This window comes from Sphingobacterium sp. BN32 (assembly GCF_030503615.1).
Lineage (GTDB): Bacteria > Bacteroidota > Bacteroidia > Sphingobacteriales > Sphingobacteriaceae > Sphingobacterium.
In genome coordinates, this window is sequence record NZ_CP129963.1 from 1 (window position 1) to 17,556 (window position 17,556).

General features: G+C 40.7%; 20 protein-coding genes. 12 read left to right on the top strand and 8 right to left on the bottom strand.

All coding sequences use genetic code 11. The features are described 5' to 3' along the window. Positions 1-1,428: a chromosomal replication initiator protein DnaA gene (dnaA, locus tag QYC40_RS00005; protein ID WP_149524200.1), complete on the top strand. Its 1,428-nt coding sequence runs from the start codon at positions 1-3 to the stop codon at positions 1,426-1,428. 274 nt (positions 1,429-1,702) lie between these two features. Here dnaA and QYC40_RS00010 read toward each other — a convergent pair whose 3' ends face one another. The 5 genes from QYC40_RS00010 to QYC40_RS00030 all read right to left on the bottom strand — a co-directional run bounded on the left by QYC40_RS00010 (position 1,703) and on the right by QYC40_RS00030 (position 6,406). Further along, the gene (locus QYC40_RS00010) at positions 1,703-2,080 is read right to left on the bottom strand and encodes a hypothetical protein (RefSeq protein WP_301991729.1); all 378 of its coding nucleotides are present in this window, start codon (positions 2,078-2,080) and stop codon (positions 1,703-1,705) included. A gap of 263 nt (positions 2,081-2,343) precedes the next feature. Continuing rightward, positions 2,344-3,366 (bottom strand): tetraacyldisaccharide 4'-kinase, encoded by a 1,023-nt coding sequence (lpxK, locus tag QYC40_RS00015; protein ID WP_301991730.1) that lies wholly within the window; start codon positions 3,364-3,366, stop codon positions 2,344-2,346. 4 nt (positions 3,367-3,370) lie between these two features. Continuing rightward, entirely contained in the window at positions 3,371-3,832 is a 462-nt protein-coding gene (locus QYC40_RS00020; RefSeq protein WP_301991731.1) for a gliding motility lipoprotein GldH, read from the bottom strand. A gap of 11 nt (positions 3,833-3,843) precedes the next feature. After that, complete coding sequence (locus QYC40_RS00025) at positions 3,844-5,253, bottom strand: regulatory iron-sulfur-containing complex subunit RicT (protein ID WP_301991732.1); 1,410 nt, start codon at positions 5,251-5,253, stop codon at positions 3,844-3,846. A 10-nt stretch (positions 5,254-5,263) separates the two neighbouring features. Beyond that, positions 5,264-6,406, bottom strand: coding sequence for a hypothetical protein (locus tag QYC40_RS00030; RefSeq protein WP_301991733.1), 1,143 nt, complete (start codon positions 6,404-6,406; stop codon positions 5,264-5,266). Between the two features lie 128 nt (positions 6,407-6,534). Between QYC40_RS00030 and dnaN the strand changes: the two genes are divergently transcribed. From dnaN to QYC40_RS00070, 8 genes are all read left to right on the top strand, one after another. Then, on the top strand, positions 6,535-7,656 hold the full coding sequence (gene dnaN / locus QYC40_RS00035) for a DNA polymerase III subunit beta (RefSeq protein WP_301991734.1): 1,122 nt from the start codon (positions 6,535-6,537) through the stop codon (positions 7,654-7,656). 13 nt (positions 7,657-7,669) lie between these two features. Next, positions 7,670-8,323 (top strand): DedA family protein, encoded by a 654-nt coding sequence (locus QYC40_RS00040; protein ID WP_301991735.1) that lies wholly within the window; start codon positions 7,670-7,672, stop codon positions 8,321-8,323. 116 nt (positions 8,324-8,439) lie between these two features. After that, positions 8,440-9,090 carry a DedA family protein gene (locus tag QYC40_RS00045; RefSeq protein WP_301991736.1) on the top strand — a complete coding sequence of 217 codons (651 nt, stop codon included), beginning with the start codon at positions 8,440-8,442 and terminating at the stop codon, positions 9,088-9,090. A 51-nt stretch (positions 9,091-9,141) separates the two neighbouring features. After that, positions 9,142-9,714, top strand: a complete 573-nt coding sequence (locus tag QYC40_RS00050) for a CAP domain-containing protein (RefSeq protein ID WP_301991737.1) — start codon at positions 9,142-9,144, stop codon at positions 9,712-9,714. Between the two features lie 40 nt (positions 9,715-9,754). Then, positions 9,755-10,627 (top strand): YicC/YloC family endoribonuclease, encoded by an 873-nt coding sequence (locus QYC40_RS00055; protein ID WP_301991738.1) that lies wholly within the window; start codon positions 9,755-9,757, stop codon positions 10,625-10,627. A 1-nt stretch (position 10,628) separates the two neighbouring features. Beyond that, positions 10,629-11,198 (top strand): guanylate kinase, encoded by a 570-nt coding sequence (gene gmk, locus QYC40_RS00060; protein WP_301991739.1) that lies wholly within the window; start codon positions 10,629-10,631, stop codon positions 11,196-11,198. Further along, the gene (gene nadD / locus QYC40_RS00065) at positions 11,199-11,780 is read left to right on the top strand and encodes a nicotinate (nicotinamide) nucleotide adenylyltransferase (protein ID WP_301991740.1); all 582 of its coding nucleotides are present in this window, start codon (positions 11,199-11,201) and stop codon (positions 11,778-11,780) included. 97 nt (positions 11,781-11,877) lie between these two features. Continuing rightward, a complete protein-coding gene (locus QYC40_RS00070) occupies positions 11,878-12,066 on the top strand; it encodes a CsbD family protein (protein WP_286650539.1) in 189 nt (62 codons plus the stop codon). 367 nt (positions 12,067-12,433) lie between these two features. Here the strand turns inward: QYC40_RS00070 and QYC40_RS00075 are convergent, their stop codons facing one another. From QYC40_RS00075 to QYC40_RS00085, 3 genes are all read right to left on the bottom strand, one after another. Then, positions 12,434-13,666: an IS256 family transposase gene (locus QYC40_RS00075; RefSeq protein WP_301990610.1), complete on the bottom strand. Its 1,233-nt coding sequence runs from the start codon at positions 13,664-13,666 to the stop codon at positions 12,434-12,436. 457 nt (positions 13,667-14,123) lie between these two features. Further along, positions 14,124-14,966: an IS3 family transposase gene (locus tag QYC40_RS00080; protein WP_367652328.1), complete on the bottom strand. Its 843-nt coding sequence runs from the start codon at positions 14,964-14,966 to the stop codon at positions 14,124-14,126. Continuing rightward, a complete protein-coding gene (locus tag QYC40_RS00085) occupies positions 14,933-15,334 on the bottom strand; it encodes a hypothetical protein (protein ID WP_301991741.1) in 402 nt (133 codons plus the stop codon). Before QYC40_RS00085 ends, QYC40_RS00080 begins: the two co-directional genes overlap by 34 nt. A gap of 193 nt (positions 15,335-15,527) precedes the next feature. On the opposite strand from QYC40_RS00085, the gene surE reads away from it, so the two are divergent. From surE to QYC40_RS00100, 3 genes are read left to right on the top strand one after another with little or no spacing between them, the layout of a single operon-like run. Further along, positions 15,528-16,307: a 5'/3'-nucleotidase SurE gene (surE, locus tag QYC40_RS00090; protein ID WP_301991742.1), complete on the top strand. Its 780-nt coding sequence runs from the start codon at positions 15,528-15,530 to the stop codon at positions 16,305-16,307. Positions 16,308-16,310: 3 nt separating this feature from the next. After that, positions 16,311-16,571, top strand: a complete 261-nt coding sequence (locus QYC40_RS00095; protein ID WP_301991743.1) for a hypothetical protein — start codon at positions 16,311-16,313, stop codon at positions 16,569-16,571. Between the two features lie 22 nt (positions 16,572-16,593). Next, a complete protein-coding gene (locus QYC40_RS00100; protein ID WP_301991744.1) occupies positions 16,594-17,466 on the top strand; it encodes a menaquinone biosynthesis family protein in 873 nt (290 codons plus the stop codon). The last annotated feature ends 90 nt before the right edge of the window (positions 17,467-17,556 follow it).

Here is a 17,556-nt window from a genome sequence, read left to right on the forward strand (position 1 = left end):
ATGGAAAAAACGTGTACAAGTGTTTGGGAAAGTTGTCTTGCGGTCATAAAAGATAACATACCGACACAAAGTTTTAAAACATGGTTCGAACCCGTTAAAGCTGTACGTCTTGAAGGAAACGTTTTAACTATTCAAGTACCTAGTTTGTTTTTCTACGAGTGGTTGGAAGAACATTATGTAGGTATTCTCAGAAAAACGGTTAAAAAGTTTTTAGGAGAGCAAGGTCGTTTGGAGTACAATATCGTAGTAGAGAAGTCTTCGGCTAATACTCCCTATACAACAAACATTCCTTCAAATGGTAATGGTGCAGAAGGCAAGAGACAGTCAATTCCAGTTCCTGTAGCGCTTAATAAGAACATCAAGAATCCATTCGTGATTCCTGGCTTGAAGAAATTGCAAGTTGATCCGCAATTGAACCAGAACTACACTTTCGATAACTTCATTGAAGGGGAGTGTAATCGTCTGGCGCGTTCAGCGGGTTATGCAGTGGCAAACAAACCAGGAGGTACATCATTTAATCCCTTGATGGTTTATGGCGATGTAGGTTTAGGAAAGACGCACCTTGCGCAAGCTATCGGAAACGAGATCAAGCGTAATCTTCCGGACAAACTTGTTATTTACGTGTCATGTGAGAAGTTCTGTCAGCAATTTGTTGACTCCTTAAAGAACAACACAATCAATGACTTCGTAAATTTCTATCAGGCTATGGACGTTATTATTATGGACGACGTGCATAACTTTGCCGGCAAGGAGAAGACGCAGGATATCTTCTTCCATATCTTCAACCACCTGCATCAGACAGGAAAGCAGATTATTCTTACTTCTGACAAGGCGCCGAAGGATCTTTCAGGATTGGAGGAACGCTTATTGAGCCGCTTTAAGTGGGGTTTATCAGCGGATATCCAGGTTCCGGATTTGGAGACCCGTATGGCTATCTTAAAGAAGAAGATGTACTCTGATGGTATCGAACTACCAGAAAATGTGGTAGAGTATGTTGCAAATCAAATTGATAATTCAGTTCGCGAATTAGAGGGTGCTATGGTATCATTACTAGCCCAATCAACATTAAACAAGCGCGAGATTGATTTGAACCTTGCAAAATCTATGTTGAAAAACTTTGTGAAGAATACCCACAAAGAGATTTCAATGGAATACATTCAAAAACTAGTTTGTGAATATTTCGAAGTACCCGTAGAGATGGTAAAATCGAAAGTTCGGAAACGTGAAATCGTTCAGGCGAGACAGATTTCGATGTACTTGGCGAAGAACCACACAAAGTCATCACTTAAATCTATCGGTAGTTTCTTTGGAGGACGAGATCACTCAACGGTTATCTACGCATGTCAAACTGTAGAGGACTTGATCGAGACGGATAAGAAATTTAAAACATACGTGCAAGATATTCAAAAGAAGTTAAAAGCTTCTTAAACATATAGTAAAGCTAAAGATTTTAAAAAGGGCATCTGAAGAGGATGCCCTTTCTTTTTGTCTTACGTAGTACCTATTCTTTTCCATAAGTCATTTTTAATTTCGGCTATCGGTATTCATGGAAAACCTAAAGAATTGTTTCTGCACCTTGCTTGAGCCTTTGTAAAATATCCTTATGTAGGTTATATCTTTGGGATGGTATCTTTCTAAAAAGAGAAGAGGGGTTTGACATTTGTCAAACCCCTCTTTCATATGAAACATGAATAATTTCAGATTATTGTTGAGGTTGTGGTTGAGCCTCAGGTGCTTGTTTTTTCGCAGCACGTTCTTCCACGATTTTAGCATACAATGGTTTTTGTTCTTCAGTTAATAAACCAACCACTTTGCTATCTAAGTCAGCTGTAATTGCTGCTAATTGTTCAGCTTTTTTTGCTTCGTCTGTTTGTGCAGCATCAGATTTGATCGCAAGTTTAGCTTTTTTTGCTTCTAACACGATATCATAGATTTGTGTTTGTTGCTCCTGAGTCAAGTTCAATTGTGAAGTCCACTCGGTAACAGTTTGTTTCGCTTTTTCCTCAGGATTTACTTCCTGTGCAAAGGTTAGAGTTAATGAAAATAATACTGCGGATACTGCTAAAAATAACTTTTTCATGATGTGTTTTTTTTCGTTTAACATTTATTATTTACTCCGTTTCTGTACAATAATAACAGTCGAATTGCCTGATTTATTATTTGATTGTATCAGGTTTGTTACTTTTTAACATTTCTTAACAAGAATCTACCTTGTTTAATTCGATAAATAATGAGTGAAAACTAGCTTTAAACCTCGTTTAAGCGATATTTCTAATAGTATAAAGATAAATATACCTGAATTGGAAGGGATAAATACGTAATGCAGGAAGTTGCTTCGTAATATTAATGATTAAGCTTCTCTTCGAGTTGTTTTAGGAAGCTATCTTCCTCAATGATATGTGTTTCAATGGGGATATAATAGACCGGGATGTTATTTAATTGGGTGATGTCCAAGCGTTGTGAATCCTTTTCTGTGGTGAGGATAAGCTTTTTTTCGTTGCTTATCTCCTCATAAGTGGATACCATCTTTTTATAATCCTTCGCATGAAAATCGTGATGATCTGGATAAGAGATATGCTGAAATGAGATTCTGCTACTGTTCAAATACTCTTTTAAAGGTGCTGGATTAGCGATTCCTGTAATAAGCAGTACACTGTAGTCGGAAAGATTATCTACGCTTATAGTAGAAGATAGCGGCTTTATTGGCAGATAGCTTATTTCGGAATAATAGATGCTCGCTTTCGAATTGTGTCTCCTGATCTTCTGCGCTATACGATCCTTGTTTTTCTGTCGAACAATAGGAGGACATTTCGTGATTAAAATAATGTCCGCACGCTTTGTTTGGTCGAACGTATCTCTGAAATTGCCGGTAGGCAATAAGATAATTGGGTTGATAATGGAATTGTAGTCAAACAATAAGATGGAACAGGTTGGTTTAACTTTTCTGTGCTGAAAAGCATCGTCCAATAGAATAAGATCATGATCCTTTTGAAGGATTTCGATGCCCTCTGCCCTATTCTCATCGACAGCGACGGTAATCTCTGGATGGTTCTTTTTAAACTGCAGCGGCTCATCGCCTACGGATTCTACCGTATCAGAAAGCTCTACCATTCGAAAGCCTTTGGTTTTCCGACCATATCCTCTGCTGAGCGTCGCGAGCTTATATCGCTGCTGAAGTCTATTGACTAAAAGCTGTACCAATGGAGATTTTCCAGCGCCGCCAACTGCTAGATTACCAATGACAATCGTGTTTACAGGAAATGATTTAGATTGGAATATGCCCAGGTCATAGCACTGATTTCTAACCCATATAATGAGGGTATAGAGGATGGTAAAAGGGAGTAATAACCATCGTAAAATCAGCATAACCTTACTTTTTAACAAGCTTCAAACCCACATCATTGATTCCATGAAGTGGGTTCTCACGCATATTTTGTTCAATGGAGAATACGTATTTCCCGGTATCCGGGAATGTGAAGTTCTCTTTTACCAATATCGACTGCTCGTATAGATTTCCCGCCGACTTACCGGTCCAGCGCCCGTCTAGTTCTGCTAGCTTAACCTCATGGCGATAGGCGGTATCTTTGAGGCCTTTACCCTTTTCATGCAATAGAATGAAAATATTAGAAAAGGGATAATAAGCATTATGACGCAGATTAACATAGACATCAAACTTCGTTCTGGGTTCTGTAATATGTACATCGAAAGCTGGTTTGTTCTTATAGTCCCAACTTTGCTTTGGAATATCGGTATTCTTTTCAAAGAAGTAACCCTCCTGACATGAATTAAGCAAGAAGATAAACATGAGAAACAAACCGATGTATGCTTTCATTTTTTATGGTATTAGTTCTCGGGTTTCGACCCTCCGTCTTGCGGCCTGTTGTTGTTTCTATTCCTGTTATTGTTCGGACGTCTCTTCGGTCTTGGGTTCTGATTTCCATCTTTTCCTTCGGCCGACTGTACTCTCGGTTGCTGACCCTCCGTATTGTTGTTTGGATTAGGTCTTTGCCTTTGTCGTCTATTTGCTGGCTTCGCCTGCGGATTTGCCTCCTGCTTAGGTCTCGTCGCGTTATCCTGAGACTTATCGTGCGTATTCGAATTATTAGGAGTCTTCTTTTTCTTCTTTCTTTTCTTTCTATTACGATCGTCTAAGCGGGTCAAGCTATCCTGTCCAACTACGTTTTCATAGTCTGGTGCAATTACCTTATCATCCTCATCATCTTTTACAACGCCTAACTCAGCCGGTTTTTTACCATCTGCGTTCATTGCCGCAAATTCTTTCACCTTATCTGCCGATAATGGAATCCAGCTTTCAGCACGCGGATAAGAGAACCACATCGTCTTTTTGAAGATATCGATCTTCTGTAAATAAGCAACGCCTATTTCAGTTTCGATACGTTCGATATTTGATGGAATGTCTTTCAGGGCATCCATATAGCTATCCAGCTCGTAATTCAAACAGCACTTCAACTTACCGCATTGTCCGGCAAGTTTCAAGGTATTCAACGAAAGGTTCTGATACCTTGCTGCAGAGGTAGACACTGTTTTGAAATCGGTTAGCCAGGTAGAACAGCAAAGCTCGCGACCACAGCTACCAATACCGCCTAAGCGGCTAGCTTCCTGACGCATCCCGATCTGTCTCATTTCGATACGGATACGGAAAGCCTCCGCCATACGTTTAATTAACTCTCTAAAGTCAACACGGCCTTCTGCAGTATAGTAAAAAGTAGCTTTCGTCTTATCTCCTTGGTAATCTACGTCGGAGATTTTCATGGAAAGACCCAGCTCCAATGCTAAATTACGAGCGCGGTGCATGGTTTCCCACTCCAAATCCTTCGCCAATTGATATTTGGCAACATCATTTTCGTTGGCTTTTCGGTAAATTTTCTTGACTACATCTTCCGGTTTGGTATTGTTTTTCTTGAGTTGCAAACGAACTAACTCGCCTGTCAAAGAAACGTGGCCAATATCGTATCCCCCGGTATTAGGTTCTACGGCCACCATTTCGCCCATTTCTAAGTAGATGTTATCGGTATTGACAAAGAATTCCTTTCGAGAACCTTTAAATCTAACTTCAACAATATCAAACGGTTTATAATTTGAAGGCAAGTCCATATCAACTAGCCAATCGTATATATCTAATTTATTACATCCGCTGGTCATGCAGGTCCCGTTGTTATTACAACCGGCCGGAACAGTACCAAGTGTATTGCTTCCGCAACCACCCCCGGATGAGCAACTGCCACATCCCATATTTTCCTTTTTATATATATTGAGTCTCCTTAAGAGACGTCTTGTATTTGAATAATAAAACTAACTGCAAAGATAAATCTAAAAATAATATTTTAGGATTTGCATTTCTTTCAACAGAATAATGTGTTTTCTCGAGCAGGTCAATCGCCTCTGTAAGCTGTTCTAAGCTTGTTATTTCGGCAAACTTTTTTACGAAATCCAGCTCTTGTCCTTTCAAAAACAACATATCTGAGGCACCATTCTGCATCAAAACGATTTGACGGAGCACATTTATGCTGTAAATCAAGAAGATTTTTTGGTTCTCTCGGCCCAACTTGCTCAATTCTTCTTCACAAAGCTGTATGATATTAAGGCCCGAGTCCGTAACGATAAAGCGAAACCAGCGGATCAGCAGATCAAAATGTGCATTTGCCTCTTCAGCAAGCTGATCTATCGCTTCTTGTATATTTCCATCAGCAATAAAAGCAATTTCATTTGCCCGATCGCTGTTGATCTGTTTTTCTTCGATTAGATAAGATGTCAACTCATCATGACTCAGCTTATTGACTTTCACCAATTGTGTTCGAGAAATAATGGTATTTAATATCTTGTCTTGATTTTCTGCCACTAATAAGAAGAGCGTCTTAGCAGGCGGTTCTTCGATAAGCTTTAAGAGGGCATTTCCCTGCGTGTCCAGATATTCCGGCAGCCACATGATCAATACCTTATATTCTGCCTCAAAAGACTTCAAACTAAGTTTCTTGATGATATCGTGAGCTTCCGCGATGTTGATGTTTGCCTGTTTGTTTTCCGCTTCTAACTGACTTCGCCAATGCGTTAAACTTAAGTATGGATTGGCTAAAAATGCTGTTCTCCACTCTTCCATGTAGGTTGTCGCGGTTTCATCGGCTTTCTTAGCGAAAAAGGGATAGGAGAAATGTAAATCAGGGTGGATTAACTTTTCATATTTGATGCAGGAAGCACATTTGCCGCAGCTGTCATCGTTTTGTTTATCCTCGCAGTTGATATACTGAGCATAGGCTACAGCGAGTGCCAGACTCCCCGAACCTTCAGGTCCTAGAAAGAGCTGTGCATGGCTGACTCTATTTTCTTTAACGGTAGATACAAGCTGTTGTTTAAGTGCTTGATGCCCTATTATCCTTTTAAACTGCATACTTTATACGCAAAGTTACAAAAATATAGATAGCGCATTGCTTTTATTCCGCAGGAACTAACATTTGCTTTTGAAATATTTAGATTCTTTTCTGTATTATTGCATATAAAAACTATTTTTCCCAGGAAATGAGATTTATTGTATCCACCTCTATTTTATTAAAACAATTACAATCTATTAGCGGCGCATCAAGCTCTAGCACAGTGCTTCCAATTTTAGAGAACTTCTTGTTTGAAATCAAAGATAACTTGTTGACCATTTCAGCTACCGACTTGCAAACCAGTATGGTTACCAGCTTGCAGATCGAGGCGAAAGAAGAAGGTCGCGTGGCGATGCCATCAAAGATCTTAATCGAAACATTGAAAACATTGCCAGATCAACCAGTAGCATTTTCTGTTGATATGAGCACGTTAGCAATCGAGATCAGTGCAGGTGATGGTAAGTATAAATTAAGCGGTGAAAATGCCGATGATTTCCCTAAAATACCGGTTGTTGATAATATCTCTACAGTAAACTTGGCGGCGCCTGTTCTACTGGAGGCAATCAACAAAACAATCTTTGCAGTGAGCAATGATGAACTTCGCCCAGCAATGTCTGGTGTTTTAGTTCAATTGGCAGAACAATCGATCACCTTTGTAGCAACCGATGCGCACAAATTAGTTCGCTATCGTCGTACGGATATCGGTGCGGAAAAACCAACATCACTTATCCTACCTAAGAAAGCACTTTCTTTGTTGAAATCTTCTTTGCCTTCGGATGATGTCAATGTTTCTGTTGAATACAATAATACCAATGCATTCTTCCAATTTGGAAATATCAGTCTTATCTGTCGTCTAATCGACGAGCGCTATCCGGATTACGAAGCGGTAATACCTCGCTTAAATCCGAATAAGCTAACAGTCGATCGCTCTCTATTCTTAAACACGCTACGTCGTGTTGTTATCTTCGCTAATAAAACGACACATCAAGTGCGTTTAAAGATTTCAGGATCTGAACTACATATTTCCGCAGAGGATTTAGACTTCTCCAACGAAGCACACGAGCGCTTGAGCTGTCAGTTTGAAGGGGAAGACATGGAGATCGGTTTCAATGCTAAATTCTTAGTAGAGATGTTGAACAACTTAAACTGCGAAGAAGTCGTGTTGGAGATGAGCACACCTAATCGTGCGGGCCTATTGTTGCCAGCAATTAAAGAAGACGGTGTTGATGTCTTGATGTTAGTGATGCCTGTGATGTTGAACAATATTTAATTAGCGAAAAACTTTGGATTTTATCTACTCGATTATTGACTTTATTCTCCATATCGATGACCATCTAGTGGAAATCGTCAATAACTATCAGACCTGGACTTACCTGATCTTGTTTCTTATTATTTTCGCAGAAACTGGTCTTGTCGTAACGCCTTTTCTACCTGGCGATTCACTGTTATTTGCAGCAGGAGCCATTATCGCAAAACCTGAAACAGACTTAAATATCTTTGTAATGTGGATCCTATTGATGGTTGCCGGTATTCTGGGCGACTTAGTCAATTACCATATCGGGAAATATATTGGGCCTAAAGCATTCAGTGGAAAGTATAAATTCTTGAAAAAAGAATACCTGGAGAAAACAGAGAAATTCTACGAGAAGTATGGTGGTAAGACGATTATTTATGCTCGTTTTGTGCCAATTATCAGAACATTCGCTCCTTTCGTGGCGGGAGTAGGATCGATGTCCTACGCTAAATTTGCATCTTATAATGTAATCGGTGCAATCTTATGGGTTACATCCTTCCTATTCATTGGATATTTCTTTGGTGGTTTACCTATCATCAAAGACAACTTCACGATTGTAATTTTTGCCATTATCTTATTATCGATGCTACCTCCGATTATCGAAGTAGTAAAAGAAAAATACGGAAAAAAGAAGGAAGCCTAGAAAGCTTCCTTTTTTAATTATCTAACTATTCGATTGTTTTAGAATTTTTAAAATATCGTCATCTATTTTGTTATTTCCACCAAACTTTAAGACTTTTACAAAGTTTTAAATAAACAATGGAACTTATCAGTACCCTCATCGACTTCATTCTGCACATTGATGTGCATCTGGTCAATATAACCCAAGAATATCAAGCTTGGACCTACCTTATCCTCTTTCTGATCATCTTTGCTGAAACAGGACTTGTTGTTACACCTTTTTTACCCGGAGATTCTGTTTTATTCGCTGCTGGCGCGTTGATGGCTAAGCCCGAGACCAATCTCAATCTATTTGTGATGATGGGTTTACTGATTGCCGCTGCTATTATCGGCGACTTTGTAAATTATGAAATCGGGAAGCACTTTGGTGCGCGTGTATTCAAACCTGGATCTAGAATTTTTAAACCAGCCTACCTCGAGAAAACGCAAAGTTTCTACAGCAAATATGGATTGAAGACCATTATTTATGCGCGTTTCGTGCCTATCGTACGCACCTTCGCTCCTTTTGTCGCCGGTATTGTTAAGATGCCCTATAGCAAGTTCGGGCTCTATAATATTGTCGGTGGTATTTTATGGGTATCCCTGTTCCTGAGCGTTGGATATTTCTTTGGACAGATTCCTTTCATAAAAAATAATTTTTCCCTTGTGGTACTGGCGATTATAGGGATCTCGCTCCTGCCAGCCATAATAGAAGTCGTGAAAGCACGTTTTTCTAACAGTAAAAAATAACAAAGCTGTTTAAACGCTTTTCGTTGTTACTAGTCTGTAAAAAGAAAAACTATGCGCTATCTATTACTTGCTATTGCCCTATGGGTAAACCCCATTTTTGCACAAAAAAACATCAGAATTGATCGTTCAGAAGCGAAGGAAGCTTACGAGTATCTCAATAAAATTCGTAGCAATCCTGAGAAATATCGCAAGGCATTACAGATTTCCAATATCAAGCAGGTAAGCCGCAATAAGTTGGTCTGGAATAAGGATTTAGCGAAGGTAGCAGAGTATCGAGCCTATGACATGGCCAATAGAAATTATTTCGATCATACAAACCCCGAAGGCATAGGACCTAACTATTACATTCAAAAAGCGGGTTATGACCTGAACAAAGACTGGCTGAAACGCCGTTCCAATAATAATTTTGAATCTATTGCAGCAAATCATGAAAGTGGCGTAGATGCAATCGACGCGTTTATCATTGGTCACGGATCACCGGGGAAGATGCATCGCAAACATCTCCTAGGTATGGATGAGTGGAATGGCTCACTCAAGGATGTAGGGATAGGCTTTGCACGCGTTCCACGTGGCTCAACCTATAAAACCTATATCTGTGTGATTATCGCAAAACATGATTGGTAAATAGGCTTATTTCTTTTCTTGAAGTTTTATACCTTTGCATATGATAAAATCAATGACAGGTTATGGTATTGGTTCTGCCGATAATGGAACCGTTAAATATACCGTAGAGATCAAGTCTTTAAATTCTAAGTTTTTAGAACTCAACTTACGCCTACCAAAAGCAGTTTCTGATAAGGAACTATTCCTCCGCGGGGAATGCAGCAAGCTGATCGAGCGCGGAAAAGTCAATATCAATATTTCTACCGAATATGTCGACCAGACAGCAAAGGGTGCCTCTATCAATGCTGAGCTGTTGAAAGCTTACTACGTGCAGCTTCAGGAAATAGCGACGCAGTTGGGCGATTCCAAAGCCAATCTGTTCGAGCAGGCATTGAATATGCCCGAGGTAATCAGTCATGATGATGAAGTGGATGAAGAAGAAGGCAATGTCCTGACATCCGCTTTTTATGTCGCTGTAGAAAAGTTCAACACCTTCCGCAAGGACGAGGGCAATGTACTTAAACAAGACTTGCAACATCGCGTAGAATTGATTTTATCACATCTAACAGAGGTTGAATCGGTAGAGGGTAGCCGTATCCCATTGATTCGCGAGCGCATCAACCAATATATGGAAGAAGCCGTTGGCAAGGAAAATGTCGATATGAACCGTTTCGAACAAGAATTGGTATTCTATATCGAGAAATTGGATATTACCGAAGAGAAAGTTCGCCTGCGCAGCCACTGTAACTACTTCATCGATGCACTGAACGGTGTTGATTCTAATGGAAAGAAATTAGGTTTCATCTCGCAGGAAATGGGTCGTGAGATCAACACCTTAGGATCTAAAGCGAACAATGCGCAGATCCAGCAAATCGTGGTGAAAATGAAGGATGAACTAGAAAAAGTAAAAGAGCAATTGCTAAACGTACTATAGCATGAACGGTAAATTATTAATCTTTTCTGCTCCCTCCGGAGCGGGAAAAACAACCATAGTTAAAAGACTATTAGAGAAACACGGAGATAAGATTGCTTTTTCGATCTCTGCCAGTACACGTGAAGCTCGCGGAACCGAGCAAGACGGGGTAGACTACTATTTTATCTCTAAAGAAGATTTCCTCCACAAGGTAGCCAAACAAGAGTTTATTGAGTTTGAAGAGGTGTACAGCGGTACTTTCTACGGCACATTGCGCGCAGAGGTTGAACGCATTTGGAGCGAAGGCAAGCACGTCATCTTTGATATTGATGTCGTGGGCGGCTTGCGTTTAAAGTCTAAATTTCCAGACGAAGCTTTAGCGATATTTGTTAACCCTCCTTCATTAGAAGTACTGAAAGAACGTTTGACAGGCCGCGGCACAGACTCAGAGGAAAAACTGAAAGAACGCTTTGCGAAAGCAGAGCACGAGTTAAGTTTTGCTAACAAGTTTGATGTTGTGCTTCAGAACAACGATTTAGAAACCGCTTGTGCGGAGGCAGAAAAGCTAGTCTTAGATTTTATTAATTCATAAATGAGCAATACACAGGTAGGTTTGTTTTTCGGATCTTTTAATCCGGTGCATATCGGTCACCTGATTATTGCGAATTATATGGCAAATTATACCGTTTTGGATGAGGTTTGGTTTGTGGTCTCCCCACAAAACCCATTCAAGGAGAAGAAGAGTTTGGGCAATATGTACGATCGATTGGAGATGGTCAATCTGGCAATCGAGGGTGTCGACAAGCTAAAAGCGTCTGACATCGAGTTTAAATTGCCCCAACCCTCCTATACCATCGATACCCTGACCCATCTGAAGGAAAAATATCCTACAAAGGATTTTATCTTGATCATGGGCGAAGACAATCTACAGGGATTAATGAAATGGAAAAATGCGGATATCCTACTCCGGGATTATCGTATTGTGGTTTATCCTCGCCCCGGCTATGATGGCGGAGAGCTTAAGAACCATCCTTCCATCAGCATGACAGATACGCCAGTTATGGAATTATCCTCCACATTCTTGCGCCAGGCTGTCAAAGACGGCAAATCGATCAAATTCTATACGCCGGATAAAGTCATCGATTTTATCGATAAAAAAGGTTTATATTCTTAAACCACCCCCCACTCCATCATAAAAAATCAAAACAAATCCTGCAATCTCCTGTTGTAATTAGTAAAGTATTCACACAACAAAATAGGAGATCATAAAAATGGATAAGTTAGATTTAAAAGGAAAATGGAACGAAATGAAAGGTAAAATCAAGCAAGAATATGCTGATTGGACTGACGATGATTTGAAGTATGAAGAAGGGAAAGATGATGAGTTATTAGGAAGACTTCAACAAAAACTCGGACAAACTAGAGAAGACGTTATCACTTGGCTGAAGAGCTTAGGATAATTTTTTCTAGTAGTTACTATTTAGTAGTTAGTATTAAGACCTATGGTCGCTAACTAAAATGCTCACTACTAAACATTATTTCTGAAAAGGTAAGTGGAGGATATCAACTTCGATATATTACTCACTTTTCATTACCGTATATAACCCCAATCATAGCCCTTCTGGAGCGGCTTTGATTGGGGTTTGTATTGGGTTTGAATAGTATTTAGTATCTAGTAGTTAGTATTTAGACCTATTGTTAGATATTGGATTGTCTTGAACGAGGGGAGGAAAGATTTTAGGAAAGGAGAAGTTGTCTTGAACCAAGAAAAAAAGGATTTTAGGGGTTGTGTAACATGAACTGTGTCAATGGGGAATTAACCTAAACCTAAAAGCTCTTATCTAGCCTGATTCTATCACCAAATTTGATATAGAGTTGGGATATTGTCAATGCCCAGTTATGTGCGGGCATTGTCCATTTTTTGGAAATATCCCTGATGATCAAATACATTAGTTTTAAGAGCGCCTGTTCTGAGTTGAAAGCTCCCTTTGTCTTGGTTATCTTTCTGATCTGTCGATGCATCCCCTCAATGGGGTTAGTCGTATATATAATCTTCCGTATATGCTGGTCATATTCGAAGAAGGTGGAAAGATTTACCCAATTTTCCAGCCATGACTTAACTGCTAGTGGATATTTCTTCCCCCATTTTTCCTCGAACAGCAGCAGGTTCTCATAACCCATTTCTTCATTGACCGCTCGGTAGATTGGTTTCATGTCGGCTATTACTTCTCTTTTGTCCTTATCTGTCACATAGCGTATGCTCGAACGGATCTGATGAACAACACAGAGCTGGATCCTAGTCTTTGGAAATATGGCCTCTATAGCTTCAGGGAAGCCTTTAAGCCCGTCAATACAGGCAATCAGGATATCCTCAACACCGCGTTGCTTTAGGTCTGTAAGAACCGAAAGCCAAAATTTAGCGCCCTCATGTTCTGAACTATAAAGCCCGATCAGGTCTTTACGACCATCCATACCTATACCCAATATATTGTAGATGGCTCTTGATTCTACCGTTCCGTTCTGACGAACCTTATAGTGCATGCAGTCCAGGAATACAAAAGGATAAACAGCTTCTAAGGGGCGACTTCGCCATTCATTGACAGCAGGCATGACGCTTTCGGTAATCCGAGAAATCTCTGTCGCGGAAATCTCCATAGCATACATTTCACGGATGAAATCGCTGATACCACGCATGCTCATACCTTTGGCATACATACTCAAAACATGACCTTCTAACTGTTCTGTAATGATTAATTGGCGTTTGGGGACAATCTTAGGCTCGAACGTTCCAGATCGATCGCGGCTCGTTTCCAACTCGAAGGTGCCCGTATGCGGACCCCGGACCGTCTTTTTGGTCTTGCCGTTCCTACGATTACTATTGCCTGAGGCTTTTTCTTCTTCAAGATGGTTGTCCATCTCGCCCGAAAGCATCGATTCCAATAGATGTTTCATCAGGGGCGCCAGAACGCCGTCATTGGGAGATAGGCTCTTGCCTTCGGATAATCCTTGAAGCGCTTCTGCCTTGAAGCGTTCAAAGTCAAATGGGGTCTGTTCTTTCATGACCGTATCGTTTGAATAATTGAATATAATGAATTACATCTAATTATTCCCCTGACACAGTTCAGGTTACAGTCTCATTTTAGGATTTTCAGGATCGGGTATAGTGTAGGATATTGGTATGCAAATCGTCATCATACATTTCATAGACGTTTCACTAAACGTCTCCTATAAAAATACAATCCATCCCTTTATATGTCACAATACCCGATCCTGTCAATTCTTGCATCCTTTTTTTCCTGGTTCAAGACAAAATACCCTTCCTTAAATCCTTCCATCCTAAACCAAAAGCTTAATACAAGACGCCAATGTCATGTCCTAAAAAAAGTAGACACTTTTTTGTTATTGTTGTGCTGTTCAAATGTGTGTAAACTCCGTAGGAGTTTTCCATATTTGAATAGCCTTTTTTCTTTTTTGCTTCTTTTTTCTTTTACTTTCCACACCTCAATGTTAGTCCGTTTTAAGCGGCTTCGTGAACCTGCTGAGGTGTCTTAAGTTTCAGTGACCAATGTGGTCGCTTTGAATTGTATATTCTAATGCTCTGTTCGACAGATCTTCGGACTGACAATTCATCGGGCCATTCGCTGTCCAGCATAAACTCTTGCTTGAGGATCCCGTTCACTCGTTCCGCCAAAGAGTTCTCATAACAGTGATTTTCCTCTGTCATGCTTATGGAAACCTTCTTTTGCTTCAGCAGTCTCGTATATTCCTTGCTACAATATTGTATCCCCCTGTCCGAGTGATGGATGAGCACTTTGCTGTCCTTGGTGTTCCTCAAGGCCATTTTAAGTGCTTTTATTCCACCTTCAATCCCAAGGCTCCTAGACACGTTCCATCCCATTATTTTCCTGGAATAGGCATCCGTGAGCAGGAACAGATAAACGAACCCCTGCCGAGTCCGCAGGTATGTAATGTCCGATACGTACGCCTGCTCTGGTCTATTTATGACGCGATCCCTCAGTAAGTTGCCATAGGTATAGAACCGATGGTAGCTGTTAGTGGTACTGACGTATTTCCGTTTCCGCTTGATCAACAGATTATGATCGCGCAGTAGCCGGTGGAATCCATCCCTGCCCAGTTTAATGTCTGAAGTCCGCAGGAAGTCATTAAGCAGATAATACAGTTTTTTACTGCCGATAAAGGGCTGTTCCTGCCTGAACGTCCTTACTTTGGCGATCACCTCCTTATCAAAACGATCTCTGGACACCCGCACGGCGGAACCTTTGTAATAGCCCGACCTACTTATGCCAAAAGCAGAACACAACCTAGCTATGGCGTATCCTTCTTTTTGGAGGTTACGGATGACTTGGGACCGAAATTTCTTTTTAGATCTGACCCGTAATGATCGTCCGCAATCTGAATAACAGCCTGAAGAATATCCTTGGCCATTACACTATCCGCCAAAGCTAGTTTTAAGCGCTTTACCTCGGCCTCTAACTCCTTTATCCTGTCCTTTTCCTCTTTCATCTCAATACGTACGATTTTGTTTAACAAATGATTCTTCCCGAATTTCTCAAGCCATAGCTGAATCGTCTGGCCTCCCTTTATCCCATATCGCCGTCGAGCCTGGGAATAGCTCAGCCCTTCTTCTTCGATCTCCCGAACTACCTTCTGTTTAAAACCAAAACTGTACCGAATTGAAACGTGTCGTGAACTTGTCTTGTCTTTCATGTTTTTTAGTTGATTAATATGTCAACCTATGTCAGGACAAGACACAATACTCTAATATCTTATATCTAATGTCTCACATCTACGACCAGCCCTAGGTCTAAATACTAAGTACTAAGTACTAACTACTATCAAAATAACATAAGCTTGATTTTGCGTAATCCTACTTTTCATATCTTTTCTCTAACTTAGCGATATGTCGAAAAAGAAACCTACTATACTTGTCGTAAATGACGACGGAATCACTGCTCCGGGCATTAAGGTGCTATTGGAAGTTATGCAGGAAATCGGGGATGTTATTGTTGTGGCTCCTGATAGTCCACAATCGGGCATGGGACACGCGATTACGATCGGTAGACCTTTACGATTAGATAAGATTGATTTATATCCTGGAGTGGAGATGTACAAATGCTCCGGGACGCCTGTTGACTGTGTTAAATTGGCGGTTAACAAGATATTTAAAGGCAAGAAGCCTGATTTATGTGTTTCGGGTATCAATCATGGGTTGAACTATTCGATCAATGTGTTGTATTCCGGAACGATGTCGGCTGCGGTTGAGGGAGCTATTGAGGATATTCCTTCGATAGGATTTTCATTGGATGATTTCTCGCATAACGCTGATTTTTCGCATACGAGATCCTATGTAAAGACCATTGCGCAGCAGGTGCTGTTGAATGGTCTTCCTAAGAATACCTTGGTGAATGTTAATTTCCCGAATATTTCGAAGGAGATTCATGGTATTAAGGTTTGCCGTCAGGCGAATGCGAAGTGGTTTGAGGAGTTCGATGAGCGCTTAGACCCGTACAACAGAGAATACTTTTGGATGACGGGCAACTTCCTACTACAGGATCGCGGTGAGGATACGGATGTTTATGCCTTGGCGAATGGCTTTGTCTCTATTGTTCCGACGCAATTTGACATGACAGCGCATCATGCTATTCCGGAGTTGAATTCTTGGAGTTTTGACGATAAGTAAGAGATGAAGAATAGTCTTTTATTAGGTCTGATCTTGGGGATCATCAGTCCGGCATTAGCATATTATTTAACTGAATTTACGGAATTGCAACTGCAGCTATTCCCAACGAAGCCTGCGGGTTTCTATGTGCTTGCTGCGACGATAAATCTCGTCTCTGCATGGATTTCGCATAAGAAGGGCTTTGACAAGATCGCAACGGGATTGATCTTGGCGACTTTCTTGGGCATGCTGTGGCTAATTTTTACAAAGAATATTTCAATATAGGCCTTTGGGCTGCTTTTTAGATATGGAAAAATTGACATTGGGCTTCTCGCCCTGTCCGAATGATACATTTATTTTCGATGCGTTAATTCATGGAAAGATTGACACCGAGGGGCTTCAGTTCCACGTGGAATATCACGATGTGGAAACGCTGAATGAAAAGGCTTTTGCTAATGATTTGGATATCACCAAATTAAGCTATCATGCTTTTGCCTATGCTGTGGAGGACTACGAATTGTTGGATGCCGGGAGTGCTTTAGGCTTCGGCGTGGGGCCACTGCTGATCTGCAAGGATGAGGCTTTAGCCGCACAATTGGGAAGTTATGCCGGGGCTGAATTGCCCGAAGAGTTTGCGAATCTCAAGGTTGGTATTCCCGGTAAATATACCACCGCGAACTTTCTGTTAGGTTTAGCCTATCCAGGCTTGCAGAACAAACAAGAGATGGTATTCTCGGGTATCGAGGCATCTTTATTGGATGGCAGCATCGATGTGGGGCTGATTATCCATGAAAATAGGTTCACCTATATGGATAAGGGTCTGCATAAAATTGCTGACCTCGGCGATTTTTGGGAAAAAACGACAGGTTCGCCAATTCCATTGGGTGGGATTGTCATCAAGCGTTCATTGCCCCAGGAAGTCAAAGAAAAGGTCAATCGCTTGTTGAAGGAAAGTGTTCGATATGCCTTTGCGAATCCTAAATCCGGTATAGATTATATCCGTTCGCATGCGCAGGAAATGGAAGAAGAGGTGATGTATAAACACATCGAATTGTACGTGAATAGCTATTCGGAAGAGCTTGGAGAGGAAGGCCGGCGTGCGGTGAATCGGATGTTCGATAAGGCTCGGACATTGAATCTGATTCCGACGACCTCGAAAAATATATATTTAATAAAATAATTGTTAAAAAAGATTTGGGAAACTGTTAGTTATCATCTGTATTAACTAAATTTGCCCGATTAATGTCAAAATGTCTGCTACTAGGGTTTG